Origin of the sequence: Streptomyces mirabilis, from assembly GCF_039503195.1 — a bacterium.
GTDB classification, from domain to species: domain Bacteria; phylum Actinomycetota; class Actinomycetes; order Streptomycetales; family Streptomycetaceae; genus Streptomyces; species Streptomyces mirabilis_D.
Window position 1 is genome coordinate 7621329 of sequence record NZ_JBCJKP010000001.1, and the last position, 23164, is coordinate 7644492.

The 23164-nt window shown below is 71.1% G+C and carries 13 protein-coding genes; 9 read left to right on the forward strand and 4 right to left on the reverse strand.

Going from position 1 to position 23164, the window contains the following annotated elements; all coding sequences use genetic code 11:
* Positions 1-4: 4 nt before the first annotated feature.
* The 3 genes from AAFF41_RS34860 (at position 5) to AAFF41_RS34870 (ending at position 10361) form a co-directional block, all read left to right on the forward strand.
* Positions 5-9409, forward strand: a complete 9405-nt coding sequence (locus AAFF41_RS34860; RefSeq protein ID WP_343325171.1) for an amino acid adenylation domain-containing protein — start codon at positions 5-7, stop codon at positions 9407-9409.
* Between the two features lie 46 nt (positions 9410-9455).
* Positions 9456-9668, forward strand: coding sequence for an MbtH family protein (locus AAFF41_RS34865; protein ID WP_069926457.1), 213 nt, complete (start codon positions 9456-9458; stop codon positions 9666-9668).
* Between the two features lie 288 nt (positions 9669-9956).
* A complete protein-coding gene (locus AAFF41_RS34870) occupies positions 9957-10361 on the forward strand; it encodes a helix-turn-helix domain-containing protein (protein ID WP_319748488.1) in 405 nt (134 codons plus the stop codon).
* 368 nt (positions 10362-10729) lie between these two features.
* On the opposite strand, the gene AAFF41_RS34875 is transcribed toward AAFF41_RS34870, so the two are convergent.
* Positions 10730-11425, reverse strand: coding sequence for a tryptophan 2,3-dioxygenase family protein (locus tag AAFF41_RS34875; RefSeq protein ID WP_319748489.1), 696 nt, complete (start codon positions 11423-11425; stop codon positions 10730-10732).
* Positions 11426-11612: 187 nt separating this feature from the next.
* Between AAFF41_RS34875 and AAFF41_RS34880 the strand changes: the two genes are divergently transcribed.
* Positions 11613-12800, forward strand: coding sequence for a cytochrome P450 (locus AAFF41_RS34880; protein ID WP_343325172.1), 1188 nt, complete (start codon positions 11613-11615; stop codon positions 12798-12800).
* Positions 12801-12806: 6 nt separating this feature from the next.
* On the opposite strand, the gene AAFF41_RS34885 is transcribed toward AAFF41_RS34880, so the two are convergent.
* The 3 genes from AAFF41_RS34885 to AAFF41_RS34895 all read right to left on the reverse strand — a co-directional run bounded on the left by AAFF41_RS34885 (position 12807) and on the right by AAFF41_RS34895 (position 16702).
* Positions 12807-14567: a non-ribosomal peptide synthetase gene (locus AAFF41_RS34885; RefSeq protein WP_319748491.1), complete on the reverse strand. Its 1761-nt coding sequence runs from the start codon at positions 14565-14567 to the stop codon at positions 12807-12809.
* A 90-nt stretch (positions 14568-14657) separates the two neighbouring features.
* Positions 14658-15842: an erythromycin esterase family protein gene (locus AAFF41_RS34890; RefSeq protein WP_343325173.1), complete on the reverse strand. Its 1185-nt coding sequence runs from the start codon at positions 15840-15842 to the stop codon at positions 14658-14660.
* Between the two features lie 86 nt (positions 15843-15928).
* Positions 15929-16702, reverse strand: coding sequence for a TioE family transcriptional regulator (locus AAFF41_RS34895; RefSeq protein ID WP_343325174.1), 774 nt, complete (start codon positions 16700-16702; stop codon positions 15929-15931).
* 158 nt (positions 16703-16860) lie between these two features.
* Here AAFF41_RS34895 and AAFF41_RS34900 point away from each other — a divergent pair, with 158 nt between their 5' ends.
* From AAFF41_RS34900 to AAFF41_RS34920, 5 genes are all read left to right on the forward strand, one after another.
* Positions 16861-19239, forward strand: coding sequence for an ATP-binding cassette domain-containing protein (locus AAFF41_RS34900; RefSeq protein WP_343325175.1), 2379 nt, complete (start codon positions 16861-16863; stop codon positions 19237-19239).
* 297 nt (positions 19240-19536) lie between these two features.
* A complete protein-coding gene (locus AAFF41_RS34905) occupies positions 19537-20475 on the forward strand; it encodes an NAD(P)/FAD-dependent oxidoreductase (RefSeq protein WP_319748495.1) in 939 nt (312 codons plus the stop codon).
* Positions 20476-20537: 62 nt separating this feature from the next.
* Positions 20538-21521: an ATP-binding cassette domain-containing protein gene (locus tag AAFF41_RS34910; RefSeq protein WP_319748496.1), complete on the forward strand. Its 984-nt coding sequence runs from the start codon at positions 20538-20540 to the stop codon at positions 21519-21521.
* Positions 21518-22336 carry an ABC transporter permease gene (locus tag AAFF41_RS34915; RefSeq protein WP_319748497.1) on the forward strand — a complete coding sequence of 273 codons (819 nt, stop codon included), beginning with the start codon at positions 21518-21520 and terminating at the stop codon, positions 22334-22336. The genes AAFF41_RS34910 and AAFF41_RS34915 overlap by 4 nt, the downstream gene beginning before the upstream one ends.
* Positions 22337-22413: 77 nt before the next feature.
* Positions 22414-23127 carry a class I SAM-dependent methyltransferase gene (locus tag AAFF41_RS34920; RefSeq protein WP_319748498.1) on the forward strand — a complete coding sequence of 238 codons (714 nt, stop codon included), beginning with the start codon at positions 22414-22416 and terminating at the stop codon, positions 23125-23127.
* Positions 23128-23164 lie beyond the last annotated feature (37 nt).

Consider the following 23164-nt stretch of genomic DNA (forward strand, 5'->3'; position numbering starts at 1 on the left):
GACCATGACCCCCCTGTCGTACGCGCAGCGGCGAATGTGGTTCATCAACCGCTTCGAAGGCCCTTCCTCCACCTACAACATCCCGCTGCTCCTGCGTTGCCACGGCCCGCTCGACACGGTCGCGCTGCGGGCGGCTTTCCGTGACGTGATGATCCGCCACGAGGTCCTGCGTACCGTCTTCGCGGAGACCGACGGCCAGCCGTACCAGCGTGTTCTCGACCCTGACGAGATCGAACTGCCCTGGCAGGACTGGGGCCGGGTGGCCCCCGGGCGGATACCCGGCGTGGTGGGGTCGGTGAGCGGCAGCTGGATCGACCTGTCGACGGACGTGCCGCTGCGCGGCTGCGTCCTCCAGAGCGGCGACGAGGAATTCCTGGTCGTCCTGGTGATCCACCACATCGCCGGCGACGGCGGCTCGCTGGCCCCGCTGGCACGTGACGTGTCGACGGCCTACCGGGCCCGGGTGACCGGCACGGCACCGGACTGGTCCGAACTGCCCGTGCAGTACTCGGACTACGCGCTGTGGCAGCACGAAATGCTGGGCGACGAAAAGGATCCGGACAGCGTTGTCACGGTGCAGAGCGCCTATTGGCGCGAGGAACTGGCTGGTGTGTCCAAGCCCCTTCCCCTGCCCCTGGACCGGCCCCGTCCCGAGGTGGCGAGTTTCCGGGGCGGATCGGTTCCGGTCGGCTTGCCCGCCGAACTGCGCGCCGGGGTCGACAAGTTGGCGCAAACCCATGGAGTCACGACGTCGATCGTGCTCCAGGCCGCCTTGGTGACGTTGCTGCATCGGCTGGGAGGAGGCAAGGATGTGACCGTCGGCTCGCCGATCGCGGGCCGTACGGAGGAGGCACTGAATGAACTCGTGGGGTTCTTCGTCAATACCTGGACGCTGCGCGTGCAGGTGGCCGCGGACCAGCCTTTCGAGCGGGTGCTGGAACAGGTACGGAAGAAGGCGCTTGCCGCCTATGATCATCAGGACGTGCCGTTCGAGCGGCTCGTAGAGCTGTTGCGGCCGGAACGGTCGACCGCGCATCACCCCCTGTTCCAGGTCGTGCTGGCGTGGCAGAACAACACCCCACCGCACTTGGACCTGCCGGGTCTCACCGTGACGATGGAACCGCTGCCCACCGGCAGCGCGAAGTTCGACCTGTTCTTCAACCTGGCGCCGGACGAGTCCACCGGCTCCGTCGTCGGTGAGATCGAGTACGCCACCGACCTCTTCGACCGCTCCACGGTGGAGGAGATCGCGGCACGGTTCGTGGCCGTCGTCGAGGAGGTCGTGGCCGACCCGAGAACCCCCGTCGGCGCAGCGGGCGAGGCCGGGCCCGGTCGGTCCGGCGGCACTCTCGACGCCGCCGAACGCCGGAAGATCCTCGTCGAGTGGAACGACACGGCCCGCCCGGTCCACTGTCCGGGACCGGTCCACCTGCTCTTCGAGGAGCAGGCCGCACGCCGCCCGGACGCCACCGCCCTGCGCTGGACCGGCGGCACCATGACGTACGGCGAGCTGAACCGGTGGGCGAACCGCGTCGCCTGGGACCTCAAGGAACGCGGCGTCGGCCCGGAGACCGTCGTCGGCGTCGGCGTCCCCCGCGGCCCGGTCATGATCGCCGCCGTCCTGGGCGTGCTCAAGGCGGGCGGCGCCTATCTGCCGCTCGAACCGGCGCTGCCCGCCGACCGCGTGGCCGGCATGCTCGCCGACGCCGGGTGCTCCCTCGTGCTGTCCACGCCGGACACCGAACGCTGGGCCCTGCCGGACGGCGTCCGCCTCGTCGAGCTCACCGCCGCCCGGTCGCCCGGCCCCGACCACGATCCGGAACCGGCCGCGGGCCCGGACAACACCGCGTACATCATCTTCACCTCCGGCAGCACCGGGAAGCCGAAGGGCGTCGCGGTCACCCACCGCCCGGTGCACAACCTGCTCGACTGGTGCTACCGCACTTTCGCGTTCGGCCCCGACGACGTCGCCCTGTGCGTCACGTCGCTCGGCTTCGACCTCTCCGTCTTCGACGTCTTCGGCCTGCTCGGCTGCGGCGGTGGCGTCTACATCGCGGACGCTGTCCAGCAGCGCGACCCCCAGCTGCTCCTGGACGTCCTGCTCACGGAACCGATCACCTTCTGGGACTCGGTGCCCACCACCCTCAACCAGGTCGCCTCCTTGCTCACGGAGGACGGCGGGTACGAGGGCACCGACGACCTGCGCCTGGTGTTCCTCTCCGGCGACTACACCCCGCTGTCGCTGCCCGACGAGGTCCGCCGGGTGTTCACCGGCGCGGAGATCGTCAGCCTCGGCGGTGCCACCGAGGCGACGGTGTGGTCCAACTACTTCCGGGTCCGGGAGATCGACCCGGCCTGGCGCAGCATTCCGTACGGCCGTCCCATCGACAACGCCCGCTACTACGTGCTCGACGAGAACATGGAGCCGTGCCCCGTCGGCGTCGAGGGCGACCTGTACATCGGCGGGGACTGCCTCTGCGTCGGCTACGTCAACCGGCCCGAGCTGACCGCGGAACGTTTCGTCCGCGACCCGTTCAGCGCGCGTGAGGGCGACAGGCTGTACCGCACCGGCGACCGCGCCAGTTTCTTCCCGGACGGCAACATCTGCTTCCTCGGCCGCGCCGACAACCAGGTCAAGCTGCGCGGATTCCGCGTCGAGCCCGGCGAGATCGAACACACCCTGGTCCGGCACCCGGCCGTCCGCCAGGCCATCGTCACCGCCCGCGAGGACCGGCCCGGTGACCTGCGGCTGGTCGCCTACGTCGTCCCGGACACCGGCGCCCTGCGGCCCGACGGCGACGCCGACGCACAGGTGGGGGAGTGGCAGGAGGTCTACGACCAGGCCTACTCCCACGACAACGGACACGGATTCGGTGAGGACTTCACCGGCTGGAACAGCTCCTTCACCGGCGAGCCGATCCCGCTCGACGAGATGCGGGACTGGCGCGACGCCGCCGTGGAACGCGTCCTGTGCTGGTCGCCCGAGCGCGTCCTCGAACTCGGCGTCGGCACCGGACTCCTGCTCGCGCACATCGCCGGCCGGGTGGAGGAGTACTGGGCCACCGACTTCTCCCAGGCCGTGATCGACCGGCTCAGTGACCAGGTGACCCGGGCCGGCCTGGCCGACCGGGTCCGGCTGCGCCGCCAGGCCGCCGACGACCTCACCGGACTGCCCCGGGGCACATTCGACACCGTGGTGCTCAACTCGGTCGTGCAGTACTTCCCCGACGAGCGCTACCTCGCCCGGGTCCTGGACGGCGCCTGGGAACTGCTCGCGCCGGGCGGCCGGATCGTCCTCGGCGACATCCGGCGGGCGTCCTCCCTGCGCACGCTCCAGACGGGCGTCCAGCGGACGAAGCACCCCGATGCGGCACCGGCCGTACTGCGCACCACGGTCGACCAGGCCGTCCTGCTGGAGAAGGAACTGGTGGTCGACCCCGAGTCGTTCCTGCGCTGGGCGGACCGGGCCGGGGCGGCCGGTGCCGACATCCGCGCCAAGAACGGCACCCACCACAACGAGCTGACCCGGCACCGCTACGAGGTCGTGCTGCACAAGCCGGGCACGGCACCGGCGGACGCCCCGCGACGGCTCGACGTCGTCCCCACCCTGACCTGGGAGGGCGACCTCGGCCGGCTCGCCGACCGGTTACGTGACCGGTCCGAGCCGGCGGTGCGGATCACCGGAATCCCGAACGCCCGCCTCACCGAGGAGGCCGCGGCGGCCCGCGCCCTCGGCCTCGACGACTCCGCGGCGCCCGAACTGCCCCCGCTCGACCCCGCCGAGATCCGGGCCTGGGCCGCCCGGCACGGCTGGGACGCGGTGCCGACCTGGTCGGCCGACGCGGTCGACCTGCTCGACGTGATCGTGCTGTGCGACGGCCCGGCCGCCGGCACCACCCTCACCGGCACATACCTGCCGGTAACCGACGGACGCACCCCGGCGAACGACCCCGCGGCCGCCGCCGCCGTCACGGCGCTGCTGCCCGCCCTGCGCGGCCATCTGCGGGAGACCTTGCCCGAGTACATGGTCCCGGCCGCCATCGTGCCCATCGCCGCCGTGCCGCTGACCGACAACGGCAAGCCCGACCGGCGCGCCCTGCCCGTGCCCGACTACGTGGTCGGCGGCGGCCGGGCTCCCTCCACCCCGGAGGAGGAGTCGCTGTGCGCGCTGTTCGCCGCGGTACTCGGACTCGACCAGGTCGGCGTGGACGACAACTTCTTCACCGTCGGCGGCCACTCGCTCCTGGCCACCCGGCTGGTCAGCCGTATCCGTGCCGAGCACGGTGTGGAGATCCCCATCCGGGTCGTCTTCCAGTCGCCCACCGTCGCCGAACTGGCGGCCCACCTGAACACCCTGAGCAACGTCCGCCCGCCGCTCCGTCCCCAGGTCCGGCCCGAACGGCTGCCGCTGTCGTACGCCCAGCAGCGGCTGTGGTTCATCCACCGCTTCGAGGGACCCTCGGCGACCTACAACGTCACGCTGGCTCTGCGCATGCGCGGCGAACTCGACGCGGCGGCCCTGCGCCGCGCCGTGCACGACGTCGTCGTGCGGCACGAATCGCTGCGCACCGTCTTCGGCGAGGCGGACGGACAGCCGTACCAGCGCATCCTGGAACCGGCCGTGGTCGAGGTCCCGTGGGAGGAGCGCGAGATCACCGAGGCCGAGCTGCCCGGCGCCCTGCGGGCGGCGGCGCGCCGTCCGTTCGACCTGGCGGCCGAGACCCCCATCCGCTCCTGGCTGCTGCGGACCGGCGAGCGCGAGGCGGTGTTCCTGATCGGCGCACACCACATCGCCGCCGACGGCTGGTCCGCCCTCCCGCTGGCCCAGGACCTCACCACCGCGTACGAGGCCCGCCGCGCAGGCCGGGTGCCCCAGTGGGAACCGCTTCCCGTGCAGTACGCCGACTACACCCTCTGGCAGCGGGAACTGCTGGGCGACACCGACACCCCGGGCAGCCTCTACCGGCGGCAGCTGGACTACTGGACCACCCAGCTGGCCGGCCTGCCCGAGACCGTCTCGCCGCCCGCCGACCGGCCCCGGCCCGCCGCGGCGTCGTACGCCGGCGACCTGGTGCCGCTCGCACTCGACCCGCAGCTCACCGACGGCGTGCGCAGGCTGGCCCGGGAGACCGGTGCCACGGTGTCGATGGTGCTCCAGGCGGCCCTTGCCGCGCTGCTCACCAGGCTCGGCGCGGGCACGGACGTGTCGATCGGCTCGCCCATCGCCGGACGCACCGACGAAGCGCTCAACCGGTTGGTCGGCTTCTTCGTCAACACGTGGGTGTTGCGCGCGGACACCTCGGGCGACCCCTCCTTCGCCGAGCTCGTCGGCCGGGTCCGCGAGAGCAGCCTCGCCGCCTACGACCACCAGGACATCCCCTTCGAGCACCTGGTCGAGAAGCTCAACCCGGTCCGCTCGCCCGCCCACCACCCGCTGTTCCAGGTGTGCCTGGCGCTCCAGAACAACGCGCGGCCGGAGTTCCACCTGGCGGGCCTGACCGTGACCGAGGAGCCGTTCTCCCCGGGCACCTCCCGCTTCGACCTGTTCATCAGCGTCACCGAACAGGACGAGGACGGCGCGCCGGCCCGTATCGGGGGCTTCGCGGAGTACGCCACCGAGCTGTTCGACGCCGGGACGGTCAGCACGCTGCTCGACCGCTGGCTGCACTTCCTGCGCCAGGTGGTCGCCGCGCCGGAGACGCCCATCGGATCCGTCGGCGTCCTGGCCGAGCACGAGCGCGCCGCGCTCAGCGGCTGGGGCGGCGGAGGCCGGGACGCCCGGTTCGACGCCGGCACCCTTCCCGAGCGGTTCGCCGCCACGGCCGCGGCGACCCCGGACGCGACCGCGCTGGTCTCCGCGGACGGCACACTCGCCTGGACCTACGCCGAACTGGACCGCTGGGCCAACCGCCTCGCCCACCACTTCCGGGCCCGCGGCGCCCGCCCGGACAGCCGCGTCGCGCTCGTGCTGGAACGCTCGCCGCTGCTGGTCGCCGCCGTCCTCGGCGTCCTCAAGACCGGCGCCGCCTACGTGCCGGTCGACCCCACCTACCCGCCCGAGCGCATCGACTACCTGCTCGCGGACCTCGCCCCGGCGGTCACCGTGTACGAGGACCTCGCCGAGGAGGATCTCGACGGGCTGCCCGACTCGCCGCCCGAGACGGAGGGCGTCGGCGAGTCCGCTGTCGCCTACGTGATGTACACCTCGGGTTCCACCGGACGACCCAAGGGCGTGGAGGTGACCCACCGGAACGTCGTCGACCTCGCGCTCGACGGCTGCTTCGGCACCGGCGCCCACCACCGCGTCCTCCTCCACTCGCCGCACACCTTCGACGCGTCGACGTACGAGATGTGGGTGCCGCTGCTCGGCGGCGGCACGGCCGTGGTGGCTCGCGCCGGCCGGCCGGACACCGCGGAACTCGCCCGGGTGATCACCGAGCGGGAGGTGACGGGGCTGTGGCTGACCGCCGGACTGTTCGCCGTGATGGCCGAACAGCACGCCGAGTGCTTCGGCGCCGTCCAGGAGGTGTGGGCGGGCGGCGACGTCCTCTCGCCGACCGCCGTCCGCGCGGTGCTCGACGCCTGTCCCGGCGTCATCGTGGTCAACGGCTACGGCCCGACCGAGACCACCACGTTCGCCTCCCGGCACCGGGTGGCCTCTGCCGCGGAGTGCACCGACCCGCTGCCCATCGGCAGCCCGATGGACGGCAGCCGGCTCCTCGTCCTGGACGACCGGCTGCTGCCGGTGCCGCCCGGCGTGGTGGGCGAGCTGTACATCGGCGGCGACGGCGTGGCGCGCGGTTACGCGGGCCGGCCGGGCCTGACCGCCACCCGGTTCGTGCCCGACCCGTCCGGACAGTCCGGGGCGCGGATGTACCGCACCGGCGACCTGGTGCGCTGGAACACCGCCGGCTGCCTTCAGTACATCAGCCGCAGCGACGAGCAGATCAAGCTGCGCGGCTTCCGCGTCGAGCCTGGTGAGCTGGAAACGGTCCTGCGCGAAGAGGACGGCGTGGCGAACGCGGTGGTCACCGTGCGTCAGGACCGGCTCGGTGAACGCCGCATGGTCGCCTACGTGGTGCCCGACGGCTCCGTGTCCACGGGCCGCGACGCCGCCGAACAGGTCGGCGAGTGGCGCGAGATCTACGACACCATGTACGGCGGGACGGAGGTCGACACCGACGAGTGCGAGGACTTCACCGGCTGGAACAGCTCCTACACGAGCCGCCCCATCCCGCTCCCCGAGATGCGGGCCTGGCGCGAGGCCGTGCTGCGACGGGTACGGTCCCTGCGCCCGCGCCGGGTGCTGGAGATCGGTGTCGGCTCCGGCCTGCTGCTCGGCCCGCTCGCACCGGAGGCCGAGGAGTACTGGGGCACCGACTTCTCGGCCCCCGTCGTCGAACGGCTGCGCGCCCGGACCGGCGCCGACCCGGTGCTGTCGGACAAGGTGACCCTGCGCTGCCAGCCCGCCGACGACGCCGAGGGCCTGCCCACCGGGTACTTCGACACGGTGATCCTCAACTCGGTCGTGCAGTACTTCCCGGACACCGACTACCTCACCCGGGTGCTCGACCTCGCGATGGACCGGCTCGCACCCGGCGGACGTGTCGTGATCGGTGACGTCCGCAATTACCGCACCCTGCGCACGTTCGCCGCCGCGGTCCACCGCTGCCGGCAGCCCGACGACGGCCCGGCCGCCGTACAGGCCGCCGTCGAGCGCGCGGTGCTCGGCGAGAAGGAACTCGTCGTCGACCCGGGCTTCTTCACCCGCTGGGCCGAGACCCGGCCGGACGCCGTTGCCGCCGACGTCCGCCTCAAGCAGGGCACTCACCACAACGAGCTGACGCGCCACCGCTACGAGGTCGTGCTGCACAAGGCGCCCGCGAGGCCATTGCACCTCGGTGACCTGCCTGAGGAGGCCTGGGGAGCGGAGGTCCGCGAACTGGCCGACCTGGAGACCGCGCTGGCCCGCCAGGGCGGCCGGCTGCGCCTGACCCGAATCCCCAACACCCGCCTGGCCGGCGAGGCCGCCGAGTGGGGCGCCCCCGCCGAAGTGGGCGGCACCCTCGACCCCGCCGACCTGGAGGCATGGGGCGCCCGGCGCGGGCTCGCGGTGTACTGCACCTGGTCGGCACAGGCGGGTGACTGCTTCGAAGCGATCGTCATGCCCGACGTCGACGCCGTCTGCTGCGACGGCCTCTACCGGCCCGCCGGCGCCGGCTCGGCCCGGCTGGCGAACGTGCCCGCGGTCTCCCGCCGCGTCTCCCGGCTGCCTTCCCTGCTGCGCGAGCGGCTCGCAGGCCGGCTCCCGGAGTTCATGATGCCCGCCGACATCGTCGTCCTCGACCGGCTGCCGCTCACCGAGAACGGCAAGGTGGACCGTGCCGCGCTTCCCGAGCCGGACCCGGTCGGCGGCGAACACCGGGCCCCGCGCACTCCGCGCGAGGAGGAACTCGCCGCGCTCTTCGCCGAGGTGCTGGGCATGGACCGGATCGGCATCGACGACGACTTCTTCGCCTGTGGCGGCCACTCCCTGCGGCTGACGCGCCTCGTCTGGCGGATCCACGAGAAGCTGGGTGTGGACGTCCCGATCCGCACGGTATTCCAGTACCCGACCGTAGCCGCACTGGCGGCACAGCTGTCCGCCGACACCGAGGCCGACTTCGAGGATCCGTTCGCCGTCCTGCTGCCGATCCGTACCGAGGGGCACCGGCCCCCGCTGTGGTGGCTGCACCCGGGTGGCGGGTTGAGCTGGCCCTACCTGGGATTCGCCCGTCACGTCGAGCCGTCCTGGCCGCTGTACGGCATCCAGGCACGCGGCTTCGACGGCACCACCCCGCCGGCCGGCTCCATCGAGGAGATGGTCGAGGACTATCTCGGGCAGGTGCTCCAGGTCCAGCCGAGCGGCCCCTACCACCTGCTGGGCTGGTCCTTCGGTGGCACCCTCGCGCACGCCATGGCGGCCGAACTCCAGCGCCGCGGACACGAGGTGGCACTCCTGGCGCTGCTGGACGCCGCGCCCTCCAGCCACTTCGCCGACCTGGAAGCGCTGGACGGGGCCATGGTCCGCCGCTACCTCGCCAACTACATGGGACACCTGGCCGGGATGGAGGAGTACCCGTCGCTGGTCACCACCGCCTCCTCGATCTTCATCGGACAGATGGAGCAGATGCGGCGGTTCACCTCACCGCGGTACCGCGGTGACGTCGTCTTCTTCAACGCACTTCTCGACCCGGAGACCCACGACAAGCGGGAACTGGACGAGGAACTGGACGTGCTCTGGCAGGAGCACGTCGACGGTCGTGTGCAGCGCATCGACATCGCCTGCGCTCACAACGAGATGTACTGGCCGCGGAACGCGGCTGAGATCAGCCGCGCCATCAACCGGTATCTGCGGGCAGCGCAGTGATCCTGTTCGAAGCCCCAACTGGTGGAACGAGTTCTGGAGGACACAGGTGAGCACCAATCCGTTCGACGACGAGAACGGCCAGTTCCACGTGCTGGTCAACGACGAGGACCAGCACTCCCTCTGGCCGGCATTCGCCGAGGTGCCCGCCGGGTGGCGCAGCGTCTTCGGCCCCGCCGCAAGAGCGGAGAGCGTCGCCTACGTGGAGGAGCACTGGACCGACATGCGGCCGCGCAGTCTCCGAGAGGCGATGAACGGCTGAGGCCGTGCGGTGAGGCGCCGTCGCGGATGCTGACCTGAGGAAGCGCGGCGCCTCTGCGGGTCGAGGCCGTGGAGACCGAACCAGACCACCACGGCCTCCGGCCCTTTACGCGTGCTCGGCCGACACAAGAACGCCGTCGGCCGGCGACGACAGTGACCATCTCTTTGCGTCGACGGGGAGGCGCGTGCTGTGGGGTGCACAACCAGCGATGTCATGTTCGTCCGATGGCCGGCACAAATAGACCTTCGGAACCGATGTAAGAGGGACGGCGTACCCCGTCTCCTCGTAGTGGAGGCGGGTGCCCGTCCGCCAGTCTGCAACGATCCGTTCGAAGACTGGGTCCGAGCGCCCATCTCCCGGGAGGATCTCGACGCCCGGGTCAAAGCTCTCCAGAACCGGCTCGACGACCGGCAGATACCAACCCTCGACTCCGCCGGAACGCTCAGCTACGGACCGCACTCGATCACCATCTCGAATGTCCAGACCGAATTGATGGAGCTGCTCATCGAGCACTTCGGGGAGGTGGTGTACCGGCATGAACTCACTCAACGGCTGGCGGAATGCGTGCGGAGGCCGACGAGGAATTCGCTCGACCTCCACATCATGCGGCTTCGCCGCCGTCTCTTACCGACCGACCTGGTCATCCGCACGGCCTGGGGGCGCGGTTATGCGCTGGAGACCGAGGCCGGCTAGGCGGTGCGGCGAAAGCGGGTCTTGAGCCTCAATGATCACGCCCATGACGCGGGGTGATCGCACGGGACGACACGTGGCCCGTTCCGCATCGTGCCACCCCGGTCCGTGGCGGTGGGCGAAGGCACCGACGTGATCACCGTCGGCGCGGGCGGTACCCGCGACCCCGCCCCGAGGACCGGCCGTCGTCCACCCCGACGCCCAGGACGGCATGCCCCGCCCGCGAACCGTCCCCGGCACGATGCCGGGGGCGGTTCAGGACGAGGCGGAACCGACGGGGGTGCGGCCCGTTCCCACATCGCTGACCGGGCCCGCGAAAGCCGGGCAGACTGCCTCGGCGCTGTGGACACGCCCTGGCCGGCGGCCGAAGGCTATGGGTGGTGCACCTTCCCGCGCAGCCGGCGAAGTTCGGGGAAGGGCCGGGTGACTCGGCGGGCGAGGAAGTCGACACCGCTCGACCCGCCGGTTCCGCCCTGCTCCCCGACCATCTTGGACACCAGTGCCAGGTGTGCCACTTTCCAGTGCCAGTACCCGTTCCCCAGGTCCACCAGCGCTTCCGCGAGGCGGTGCAGCACGCCGGACTCCACGCCACGTCGGCAGACGTCGTCCACGGTCTGCCCGTGGTACTCGACCGCCGCCGCGAACGCCTCGTAGAGACTGCCCTGGTGGTGGCTGTTGCCCAGCAGCGTGGTCAGCCGCCGGAACTGCGCGGACTGCGCGCCGCTCGCCGTGTCCAGAGAGGACCGGAACTCGGCGAAGTAACGCAGTGGCAGTTTCTCCAGCACCAGAAGCTGCTGCTGGAGCACTCGTATCAACTCGCCGGACCGCAGCAGGAATTCGAGCCCGAGCTCCAGATCGTGCGTGTCACAGGGCGGCAGGAGCGCCTCGGCAGCGGCGTCCAGATCAGCCCCGAGCTGCTTCAGCCACAGCTCGCAGGACTGGTGGGTGATGATGAAGAACTGCTCGGCCAGGACGACCGCACGGCCGGCCGTGTGTGGGGTCCGCGGCTCCTGGAGCGAAAGCAGACTCTCCATTCGGAGATAGTCCGCATACGTCAGACTGCTCAAGACGCCGCCTCCTCGTCAAAGGTGATCTGCCGGCCGCGCCGGACAGTCCGGCGCGGCCAACGACCCATATGCCTGAGCGTGACACGGAAACGAACCAGCTGATCAGCAATCTTTCGTCTCTCATTCAAGGAGAAATACCTGAGCAAGAAATACCCGGCGCCGGCGCCGCCGTTGGCACGCTTCCGGCATGACCATCCCGACCGAGCTGGACCTGACCGACGCGACCGCCTTCGTACGGCACGACGCATACGAGTTCTGGCGCGACGTGCGGAAGTCCCGGCCCGTGTACTGGCACCAGGGGGACCCCGGCTTCTGGGTCGTCGCCCGCCACGCCGACGTGCTGTCCTGCTACGCCGACGTACGATCCCTGAGTTCCGCTCGCGGGACCGTGCTGGACGTCCTTCTGAGCGGCGGTGACTCGGCAGGCGGCAAGATGCTCGCGGTCACCGACCGGCCCCGCCACCGCGAACTGCGCAACCTGATGCTGCGCGCCTTCTCCCCGCGCGTCCTCGGCGCGGTCGAACAGAAGATATGGGAACGGACGTCACGGCTCATCAAGACCGTCACCGGGCAGGGCGCGTTCGACTTCGCGGCGGAGGTCGCCGAGCACATTCCGATGAACACGATCTGCGATTTGCTCTCCATTCCGGAGGCGGACCGCGAGAAGCTGCTGCGCTGGAACAAGCTGGCCCTCTCCTCGCACGACGCCGAGTCCGACAGGCTGGACTCCCTGGAGGCCCGGAACGAGATCATCGGTTACTTCATGGACCTCGCCCGGCACCGCCGCGGCGACCCCGGCGACGACGTCGTCAGCATGATCGCGACGGCGGAGGTGGGAGACCGCCCGCTGACGCTGGAGGAGGTCGCTCTCAACTGCTACAGCCTCGTGCTCGGCGGCGACGAGTCCTCCCGCGTGTCCGCGATCTGCGCGGTGAAGACGTTCGCCGAGCATCCCGCCCGGTGGCGGGCGCTGCGCGAAGGGTCGGCCGCGATCGACACGGCGGTCGAGGAAGTACTGCGCTGGGCCACGCCGGCCATGCACTTCGCCCGCACCGCGACCCGGGACATGGAGATAGGCGGCCGGCGGGTGCGCGCGGGCGACATCGTGACGCTGTGGAACACCTCCGCCAACAACGACGAGGAGGTGTTCGACCAGCCGCGCCGGTTCGACCCGGCCCGCTCGCCCAACAAGCACCTCTCCTTCGGCCACGGCCCGCACTTCTGCGTCGGCGCGTTCCTCGGCCGGACGGAACTGCGCGCACTGCTGAGCGCGCTCACCGAGTCGGTCAACGAGATCGAGGTGTGCGGCAAGCCCACACCGATCTACTCCACCTTCCTGAACGGCTACGGCAGCCTGCCGGTCGCCTTCCGCTGACGGCCGTCAGCCGGACAACCGGCTCTCGACGGCCGCGGCCAGCTCGCCGATCGTCGCCGCCTCCAGCACGGTCCGGATCGACAGCGCGACCTCGAACCGCTCCCGGATCCGGGCGGCCAGCCTGGTCGCCTGCACCGAGTGCCCGCCGAGCTGGAAGAAGTTGTCGGAGAGCCTCGCCTCCGGGACCCCGAGGATGTCCCGCACGATCGCGCAGACCACGGCCGCGCAGCCATCCGCCTCGGCGGCGTCCGGCGCCCGGGCGCCGTCCGGGAACCCCTCTGCCCCCGCGTCCGGCTGCGGCAGGGCCCCCCGGTCGATCTTGCCGTTGGCCAGCGTGGGGAACCGCTCCAGCACCGTGACCCGTGCGGGCACCATGTGCGCGGGCAGCGACTCGGCGACATGGGCACGCAGGTCATCCGGCTCGACCGGCGCCGTGGTGGTGACGTAGCCGACGACATGCGCCTCGGCCAGCTCACCCCGCACCACGGCGACGGCGACGTCCACCGCCGGATGGGCGGCGAGCCGGGTTTCGATCTCACCGAGTTCGACGCGGAAACCGCGCAGCTTCACCTGGCCGTCCGCGCGGCCCGCGAAGAACAGCTCGCCGTCCGGCCCCCTGCGGCCCCGGTCGCCCGTGCGGTACATCCGGCTGCCGGGCGGCCCGAACGGGTCGGCCACGAACGTCACCGCGGTCGTCCCGAACCGGTTGAGATAGCCGCGCGCCAGTCCGCTGCCCGCGATGTACAGCTCGCCCTCCGTGCCGGGCGGCACCGGGCGCAGGCTCTCGTCGAGCACGTGCACCTCGTTGCCGATCCACGGCATGCCGATCCCGACGTCACCGGCGTCGCGCACCGGCCCGCCGATCGTCGCCCCGACGGTCACCTCGGTCGGGCCGTAACCGTTGAACATCCGCCGTGCCCGCGACCACTTGCGCACCAGCGTCGGCGTACAGCTGTCTCCCGTGGACATGACGGTCCCGCCGAGCAGAATGTCCTCGGCGTCGGTCTCGCTGAGCGCCACCGGGGGCAGTACCGCGTGCGTGACGTCGTACTTGAACAAGGTGTTCCACAGCGGATGGCCCGGCAGCAGGTCGTCGGCGGGCACCATCACGAGTGCCGCCCCGGACAACAGCGCCAGGGACACGTCCCAGAAGGCGGCGTCGAAACTGATGGACGCCCACTGGAGCACGCGGTCGCCCGGGCCCGCGCGCAGGACGGCCGCCTGGGTGGCGGCCATGTCGCGCACACCGCTGTGCGGCACGGCGACACCCTTGGGCGTTCCGGTCGACCCCGAGGTGTAGATGACGTACATCAGGTGCTCGGGGCGCAGTACGGCACGGCGCTCATGCTGGGCGACGTCGTGCCCCGGCAGAGCCGCGCACGCGGCGCGGAACGCCGGGTCGTCAAGGACGAGTTCCTCCGGACCCGCGCCGAGGGGCGCCACCGAGGAGGACCGCAGCAGCAGCACCGGCCGCGCGTCGGCCAGCATGAACCGCAGGCGTTCTGCCGGATAGCCCGGATCGAGCGGGAGGTAGGCGCCGCCGGCCTTGAGCACCGCCATGATCGCCACGATCAGTTCGCTCGACTTCGGCATCGCGACCGCGACGAGCGAGTCGGGGCCGACACCGTGCGCGATGAGCCTGCGGGCGAGCCGGTTGATCCGGGTGTTCAGCTCCGCGTAACCGAGGGTGCTCTCCCCGTCGATGAGGGCGGGTTCTCCGCCCCGTCTGGCGACGGTTGACTCGAACAGTGCCGGAACCGTGTTCAAGCGCGGTCAGCTCCTTCGGGGGGGCTCCCTGATCGACGGCGAATCTAATCTCCGGCGACCGGGGAGCCCGGCGAATCCTTCCCGTCTCTGTCAGTACCCGCTCCCAGCACCGGCGGGTACGCGCAGGAGGTCCCGGCTGACGGCGGCGCCGTCGCTGACGTGCAGGACCGCGTCGGCGGTGTCCAGCGTGGCCCGGTCGAGCGGGAAGTAGCCCTGCTGCGGGGTGGTGTCCGTCCGGGTCCGGGCGGCGGCGACCTTGCCGGTGGGGGCCATGGCCCAATCGGTGACGCGGTCCTGTAGGCGGCTCTCGTAGGTGCCCGGCTCGGGATCGCCCAGCCCGACGGCCTCGCTGCGCCCCAGGCTGCCGACGATGAAGACGTACTGCTCGCCCAGCAGCGGTGCCACGACGGTGCCGGCCCCGGGCCAGTTGACGGACAGGTCTCCCAGGCTCCAGGTGCTCGGGGTCCGCTGGAGGTGCACATTGTGGGCGAAGACCAGCGTCGCGCCCCGGCGGCCCTCGATGCTGCGGATGTCGAGGAGGTTCTGTGCCATGAGCGCGTCCCGGGTGGCGAACAGCCGGGACAGCCGGTCGTTGTTCTCCAGGCGCTGGGCCGCCTGCCGGTGGTAGCGCAGCAGACCGAGGCCGGCGGTGAGGTGTGCCCTGGCCCGGAGCCACTCCGTGCGCGAGGTCTGCGCGATCCGCTCGGCGGCGTGGGAGTGGAGCAGGGTGAGCATGTCGTCGGCGAGGGACCACAGCCGCTCGGCCTCGGGCGTGGCGCCGACCGACATGGCCGGGTCCGTCACCGCCTCCGCACGGCTCCACTGCTCGTCCGCGCCCAGCAGTCCGGCGAGGTCGAGGTCGAGCCGCAGATAGTCCCGGGCGAATTCGAGACAGCGCCGCGGGCTGGGGGCACTCGTCGTCTCCGTAGGGACGTCGAAGCCGTGAAAGCTCAGCCGCTCCTCCGGCGGCCGGCTCGCGTTGTGGTCGCGCATCCAGGCGACGAGGCACCGGTTGGTCTCCAGGTTCCCGAAGTCGTGGGAGAAGCCCTCCCGCGCCACCTCGTCGAGATCCCCGTCGCCGCCCTTGACGAAGTCGTCGACGCGCAGCGCGGCCACGCGGTCGGTCTCCAGGGCGATCGAGCGGAAGCCGATTCCGGCGAGTCGGGCGAACAGCTCGTTGCGCACCCACCCGAAGGCGGGCTCCCGGTGGGTGGGTTCGCCGAGCGCCAGCACGGCGCACGAGGCCACGGGAAGGTCGTGAAAGTCCTTGCTCATGTCTGTCAATCGAATCATTGAAAGACCCGTTGAGGCTTACTGCGATGCCGCCGGTGCAGCGGTCGGACCCACCGGGCCGCGAGGTCTCAAACCGTCGGCGGGGGCCCCGGCGCGGGAGCCGGTTCCGTGGCGGCCGGCGGTCCGGCTGGGACGCCCACATGGGCCATGTACCCGCCGAGCTGGGCCGCCGCGCCGAGCATGGATACGCCGCGTGCGGTGAGCCGTCGCCGCCAGTCGTCGAGGGCGGCGGACAGCGCCTCGGTGCCGCCGGCCGTGCGGATCTGCCGGACCACCGTGCGGATGTGCTCCAGCGGGTAGCCCCCGCGCCGCAGGAGATGGGTCAGCTCGGCGTCGCGTACGTCCGTGGCGTCGAACGAGCGGTGGCCGGTGACCGGCTCGCGCGCCGGGCTCAGGATGCCCACCGCTTCCCAGTTCCGCAGGGTCGCCGCGGTCACCCCCAGACGGCGCGCGAGTTCGCCGATGCTCAGCGGCTCGCTGCCGGCGGACGTGTGCTCGGCGAGGCCGGGGGCGGAGGTGAGGTGCTCCACCGCCCGTCCCACCGCGTCCAGCGTGCTTCGGTCGCGGAGCAGTTGGGCGTGGCCGCGGTCGACGGCCGTCAGCGCGGCGTCGAGGTCGCCGGTGTTGAGCGACCGCATGATCTCTCCGCCCGTGGCGTACCCGTACGCCTGGACGAGTGCCAAATAGGCGCGCAGGGCCGCCGCGTGGGTCTCGGTGTAGGTGCGGTAGCCGGACGGGGTGCGCTGGGCGAGCGGGAGGAACCCGTCCCGCTCGTAGTTGCGGACCGCCTGGGTGGAGATGCCGTGCTCACGGGCCAGGTCGAACGGACGCAGGTGCTTCACGGTTTGAGACTTTATCCCAAGGAATCCGCGTAGCTCCTCCAAAAGCCTCAACCGACTTTGCAGGTATACGCTTGAGTCCCATGAATCGGGACGTTCAGGAACTCGTCACCACGTCACCTGACGAAGGCATGCCGCGTCCGACGAACGGGAGGGACAACATGACCGCTGGCAAGGAGACGGACACCCAGCCTCCTGGGCTGTGTGCCGCCGACGGCCACGATCTGATCCGTGTGCACGGGGCTCGCGAGAACAACCTCAAGAACGTGCATGTGGAGATCCCCAAACGGCGGCTGACCGTGTTCACCGGAGTCTCCGGCTCGGGCAAGAGCTCGTTGGTGTTCGACACGATCGCCGCGGAGTCGCAGCGGCTGATCAACGAGACGTACAGCGCCTTCATCCAGGGCTTCATGCCCACCCTGGCGCGGCCCGAGGTCGATGTGCTAGACGGGCTGACCACCGCGATCCTCGTCGACCAGCAGCCGATGGGCAGCAGTCCCCGCTCCACGGTCGGCACCGCCACCGACGCGGGCACACTGCTGCGCATCCTCTTCAGCCGGCTCGCCAAGCCGCACATCGGGTCGCAGAAGGCGTTCGCCTTCAACGTCGCCTCGGCCGACGCCTCGGGTGTCCTCGTGGTGAACGGCAAGAAGATCGAGAAGGGCTTCAGCGTCGTCGGCGGCATGTGCCTGCGCTGCGAGGGCATGGGCACCGTCGCGGACATCGATCCCGTCCAGCTCCTCGACGACTCCAAGTCGCTCGCGGACGGCGCGGTCACGGTCCCCGGCTGGAAGCCCGACGGCTGGGTGGTGCAGTCGTTCACCGAGTCGGGCTTCCTCGACCCGCACAAGGCGATCCGCGACTACACCGAGCAGGAGAGGTACGACTTCCTGCACCGGGACCCGGTCAAGGTCAAGGTGAAGGGCGTCAACACCACCTACGAGGGCCTCCTCGCGCGGGTCCGCAAGTCGTTCCTGTCCAAGGACAAGGAGACGCTCCAGCCGCACATCCGTGCCTTCGTGGAACGGGCGGTGGCGTTCTCCGTCTGCCCCGAGTGCCACGGCACCAGGCTCAGCGAGACCGCCCGGTCCGCGAAGATCGACGGCCTCAGCATCGCCGACGCCTGCGCCATGCAGATCAGCGACCTCGCGGCCTGGGCCCGCGGTCTGACCGACCCGTCGGTCACGACACTGCTCACCGTGCTCGGCCAGACCCTCGACTCGTTCGTCCAGATCGGCCTGGGCTACCTCTCGCTCGACCGGTCATCGAGCACGCTCTCGGGCGGTGAGGCCCAGCGCGTCAAGATGGTCCGCCACCTGGGCTCCGCGCTCACCGACGTCACCTACGTCTTCGACGAGCCCACCGTCGGCCTGCACCCGCACGACATCCAGCGGATGAACGACCTGCTGCTGCGACTGCGCGACAAGGGCAACACCGTGCTGGTCGTGGAGCACAAGCCGGAGACGATCGTGATCGCCGACCACGTCGTCGACCTGGGACCGCACGCCGGCACCAAGGGCGGCGAAGTCGTCTTCGAGGGCACCGTCGAGGGACTGCGGGCCAGCGGCACCGTCACCGGACGGCACCTGGACGACCGGGCCTCGCTGAAGCCGTCCGTGCGCGAGCGGTCCGGTGTGCTGGAGGTGCGCGGCGCGAACGCCCACAACCTGCGCGACGTCGACGTGGACATCCCGCTCGGCGTGCTCACCGTGCTCACCGGCGTCGCGGGCTCCGGCAAGAGTTCCCTGATCCACGGCTCGGTAGCGGGCCGCGACGGCGTCGTCACGGTGGACCAGTCGCCCATCAAGGGCTCCCGGCGCAGCAACCCGGCCACCTACACCGGCATGCTCGAACCGATCCGCAAGACGTTCGCCAAGGTCAACGGGGTCAAGCCCGCACTGTTCAGCCCCAATTCCGAGGGCGCCTGCCCGACTTGCAACGGCGCCGGTGTCATCTACACCGACCTGGCGATCATGGCCGGCGTCGCCACCACCTGCGAGGAGTGCGAGGGCAAGCGGTTCCAGGCCTCGGTGCTCCAGTACCGGCTCGGCGGTCGGGACATCAGCGAGGTGTTCGCGATGCCGGTGGCCGAGGCCGCCGAGTTCTTCCGCAGCGGTGAGGCACGGACGCCGGCCGCGTATGCCGTCCTCGACCGGCTCGCCGAGGTCGGCCTGGGCTACCTCAGCCTCGGCCAGCCGCTCACCACCCTCTCCGGCGGAGAGCGGCAACGGCTGAAGCTCGCCGGTCACATGGCCGGAACGGGCAGCGTCTACATCCTCGACGAGCCGACCAGCGGCCTGCACCTGGCCGACGTCGAGCAACTGCTCGCCCTGCTCGACCGGTTGGTGGACGCCAGCAAGACGGTCATCGTCGTGGAGCACCACCAGGCGGTCATGGCGCACGCCGACTGGATCATCGACCTCGGCCCCGGCGCCGGCCACGACGGCGGCAAGATCGTCTTCGAGGGCACGCCCGCCGAGCTCGTCGCCGACCGCCCCACCCTCACGGGCGAGCACCTCGCACAGTACGTCGGCGCGTGACACGACGCGGCCCGCCCGCCCCCGCCTGTTGACAGGGGGCGGGGGCGGCGGGGGCGTTGACCGTGGCCGGCCTGCGCCGGGCCGAAAGTCGACGCCGCTCACACCGCCGTACGCGCACGACTGTCTGGCTCACCTCTTTCGCCCGTACCTCTCCCGCACCGCGGCGGCGACCACAATGCGGGCCGACGGCCTCCGCCCGCTGACAGCCCGTTCCGGCGTTCCCCACCGCGCGCCTGCCGGACCGCACCCACGGTGGACGGACCCCGCTCACGCCGCCCGACGGAAGGGATCAGACCGATGTCCTCGCACGCCGACCACACCACCGTGATCGTGGGAGCCGGCCCCGCCGGGCTCACCGCGGCGCTCAGCCTGGCCAGATACCGGCACCCGGTGACCGTCGTGGACAGCCCTCGGGCACCGCGCAACAGCGCGTCGGCGGGTGTTCACGGCCATGTCGGAATGGACGGCGTCACGCCCGGCGAGTTCCGGGCGCGCGCCTGGCGGGAACTCTCCCGGTACGCGACCGTCGAGCGGCTGGAGGCCGACGCCGAAAGCGTGACCCCCGCTCCGGGCGGAGGCTTCCGGGTCGCCGTCGGCGGCGGTGAGACCGTCGAGGCCCGAACCGTTCTGCTCGCCACCGGTGTCGTGGACGTCCACCCGGCCGACGTGGACGGTTTCGCGGAGTGCTGGGGCCGCAGCGTGATCCACTGTCCGTTCTGCCTCGGCGAGGAGAACGCCGGCGGGCGCTGGGCGACCGTCGCCGACAACGCGGAACTCGCGGGACTGTCCGCCGTGGCCTTCCTCGCCTGGAGCGAGGACACCATCGCGATCTGCCAGGAGTCCATGCCCGGCCTGGAGACCGCTCGCGCGACGGCGCGGAGCAGCGGGGGCGAGGTCGTCATAGGAACGGTCCGTCGCCTGCACCACCGCCAAGGGGCTTTGTACGCCGTCGAGTTGGACGACGGCCGGGTCCTGGAGCGGGAGACACTGGTCTGGACGCCACGACAGCGGCAGCAACCCGTCGTCAGGCGGACCGCCGAAGAGCTGAAGCTGACGGTCGACGACGCCGGCTTCATCGGCGTCGACGCCTCCCAGTGCACCAGCGTTCCGGGCCTGTACGCGGCCGGGGACCTGACCAGCCGCTGGAAGCAGTCGGTCACCGTGTCGGCCGCGGCGGGCGCCGCGGCCGCCGACGCCCTCCACATGTCGGCGTTGCTCGGTGCTGTGCGCCGCTGAACCGGTTGCCCCGCCACCACTCAATTCAGGGTTGCGTCGGATCCGGAAAGGAACCACGGCAGATGCCAGCAGCGATCAGAACGGCCGGACTGTGCAAGCGTTTCGGCTCGCTCACCGCACTCGACCACCTCGACCTCACGGTGTCCGAGGGCACGGTGCACGGCCTGCTCGGCCCCAACGGCGCCGGCAAGACCACCACCGTCCGGGTCCTGGCCACCCTCATCAGACCGGACGAGGGAGCGGCCGAGGTGTTCGGCGTGGACGTGCGTGACGACCCCGGGCGGATCCGGTCGGTCATCGGCCTCACCGGCCAGTACGCCGCCGTCGACGAACTGCTCACCGGGCGCGAGAACCTGCACATGATCGGCAGGCTGTTCCGGCTGACGAAGTCCGACTGCCGGGCCCGCGCGAGCGAACTGCTGGAACGCTTCGGCCTGGACGACGCGGCCGACCGGCAGCCCAGGACCTACTCCGGCGGAATGCGACGCCGGCTCGACGTCGCCGCCAGCCTCATGGCGCGGCCCAGGCTCATCTTCCTCGACGAGCCGACCACCGGCCTCGATCCGCGCAGCCGCATGGAGGTGTGGCGGCTCGTGCGCGAACTGGTCGCGGAGGGCACGACCGTACTGCTCACCACGCAGTACCTGGAGGAGGCGGACCAACTCGCCGACTCCCTGTCGGTCATCGACCGGGGCAGGGTCATCGCCGGCGGCACCCCGGACGAGCTGAAGGCTGAGGTGGGTCAGGACCGGGTCGGCATCACGCTGTTGGACGGCGAAGGCATGGAACAGACGGTGCGGCTCCTGCGGGAGCGGCTGGGCGCCGACCCGGTCGCCGACCCGCAGAAGATGGTGGTCCACGCCCCGCTGCCCGACGGCGGCACCCTGCCCGACCTGCTCCACCTGCTCAGGGAGTCGGGGATCGCGATCGGTGACGTGGCGCTCCGCCGACCCACTCTCGACGACGTTTTTCTCGCCGTGACCGGCCGGTCCGCCGATCACGGCGTCGACCAGCGAAACATCGGGAAGGAAACCGGGCGCACATGACCTCCACCACCCTGACACGGGAGAGCGGCACGTCGTACACGCAGGCGCGGAACAGCCTCGGGTGGTGGCTCTCCGACGTGTGGCAGATGACCCTGCGCAACGTGCGGCACGTGCTGCGCAGCCCCGATCTGGTGATGTTCTCGCTGGTCCAGCCGGTGATGTTCATCCTGCTGTTCACATACGTCTTCGGCGGCGCCATGGACGTCGGCGGCGAACGCTACGCCCAGTTCCTGCTGCCCGGCGTCCTCGTCCAGATGGCGCTCTACGGCTCCGCCGCCGGCACGACCATCGGGGTCGCCGCCGAGATGCGCGAGGGCCTCATGGACCGCTTCCGCTCGATGCCGATGAGCCGTACCGCCGTGCTCATCGGACGCACGCTGTCGGAGATCTTCCGCAACGTCGGCGTGGCCTGTGTGACCGTGGGAGTCGGCGTGCTGGTCGGCTTCCGGTTCCACAACGGCCTGCTGCCCGCGCTGGCCGGCCTGCTGCTGTTGCTGCTGTTCGGCTACGCGGTGTCGTGGTTCGCCGCCTACCTCGGGCTGTCGGTGCGCAACGCGGAAGCCGCCCAGGCGGTCGGCGGCGTGTGGATCTTCCCGTTCACACTGATCTCCTCGGCGTTCGTACCGACCGACACGATGCCGGGCTGGCTCCAGGCGTACGCTGCCCACAGCCCCATGACGGCGGCCGTGAACGCCCTGCGCGCACTGTTCACCGGGGGCCCGGCGACGAGCTACGTCCTCCAGACCGTGGCCTGGTCGGTCGGCCTGATCGCGGTGTTCGCCCCGCTCGCGGTCCGCAAGTACGGCTCGCGCTGACCGGCGGCCGGTGCCTCCCTGACAGAAGTCCGCAAGAGACCGAGGACGCACCGGGGGGCGACGCAATCATGGCAGCCATGACTGAACCTGTCGCCGCACCCGACGGACCCGCCCCGATGACCGAGGTGTTCGACGCCGTTTACCGCGGGGAGAGCCCTTTCGGCAAACGCCCGCCGTGGGACATCGGGGCGCCCCAGCCCGCCTACGTCGCCCTTGAGGAAGCGGGACTCATCGGCGGCGCGGTCCTCGACGCGGGCTGCGGCACCGGTGAGGACGCCCTCCACCTGGCGGGCAAGGGGTACGCGGTGACAGGGCTGGACCTGTCCCCGACGGCGATCTCCCTCGCCCGGGACAAGGCCGGGGCACGCGGACTCGACGCCGTCTTCGAAGTCGCCGACGCCCTCGACCTCAAGGGCTGGGAAGGGCGCTTCGACACCGTGATCGACTCCGGCCTCGCCCACACCTTCGAGGGCGACACTCTGCGTTCCTACGCGGCGGCCCTGCACCGGGCCTGCCGCCCGGGGGCGGTGGCGCACATCCTCTCGATCAGCGACCGGGGGTCCGCGGAGATGCAGGCGCGCCTCGCCGAGGCCATCGAGGAGATACCGGCGCCGCTTCCGGACAACGACGAGCCGCCCGGCCTCAAGCGCTCCGCCGACCACTTGCGCCACGGCTTCGCCGACGGCTGGACGGTGGAGTCGATCGGCGAGACCCACATACGGGGCATCATCCCGACCACGTCCGAACTCCTCGACGTGCACGCCTGGCTCGGACGCTTCCGCCGTAGCTGACCGCGACCACCGAAGACGGCCCTTGCGAAGGTGATGA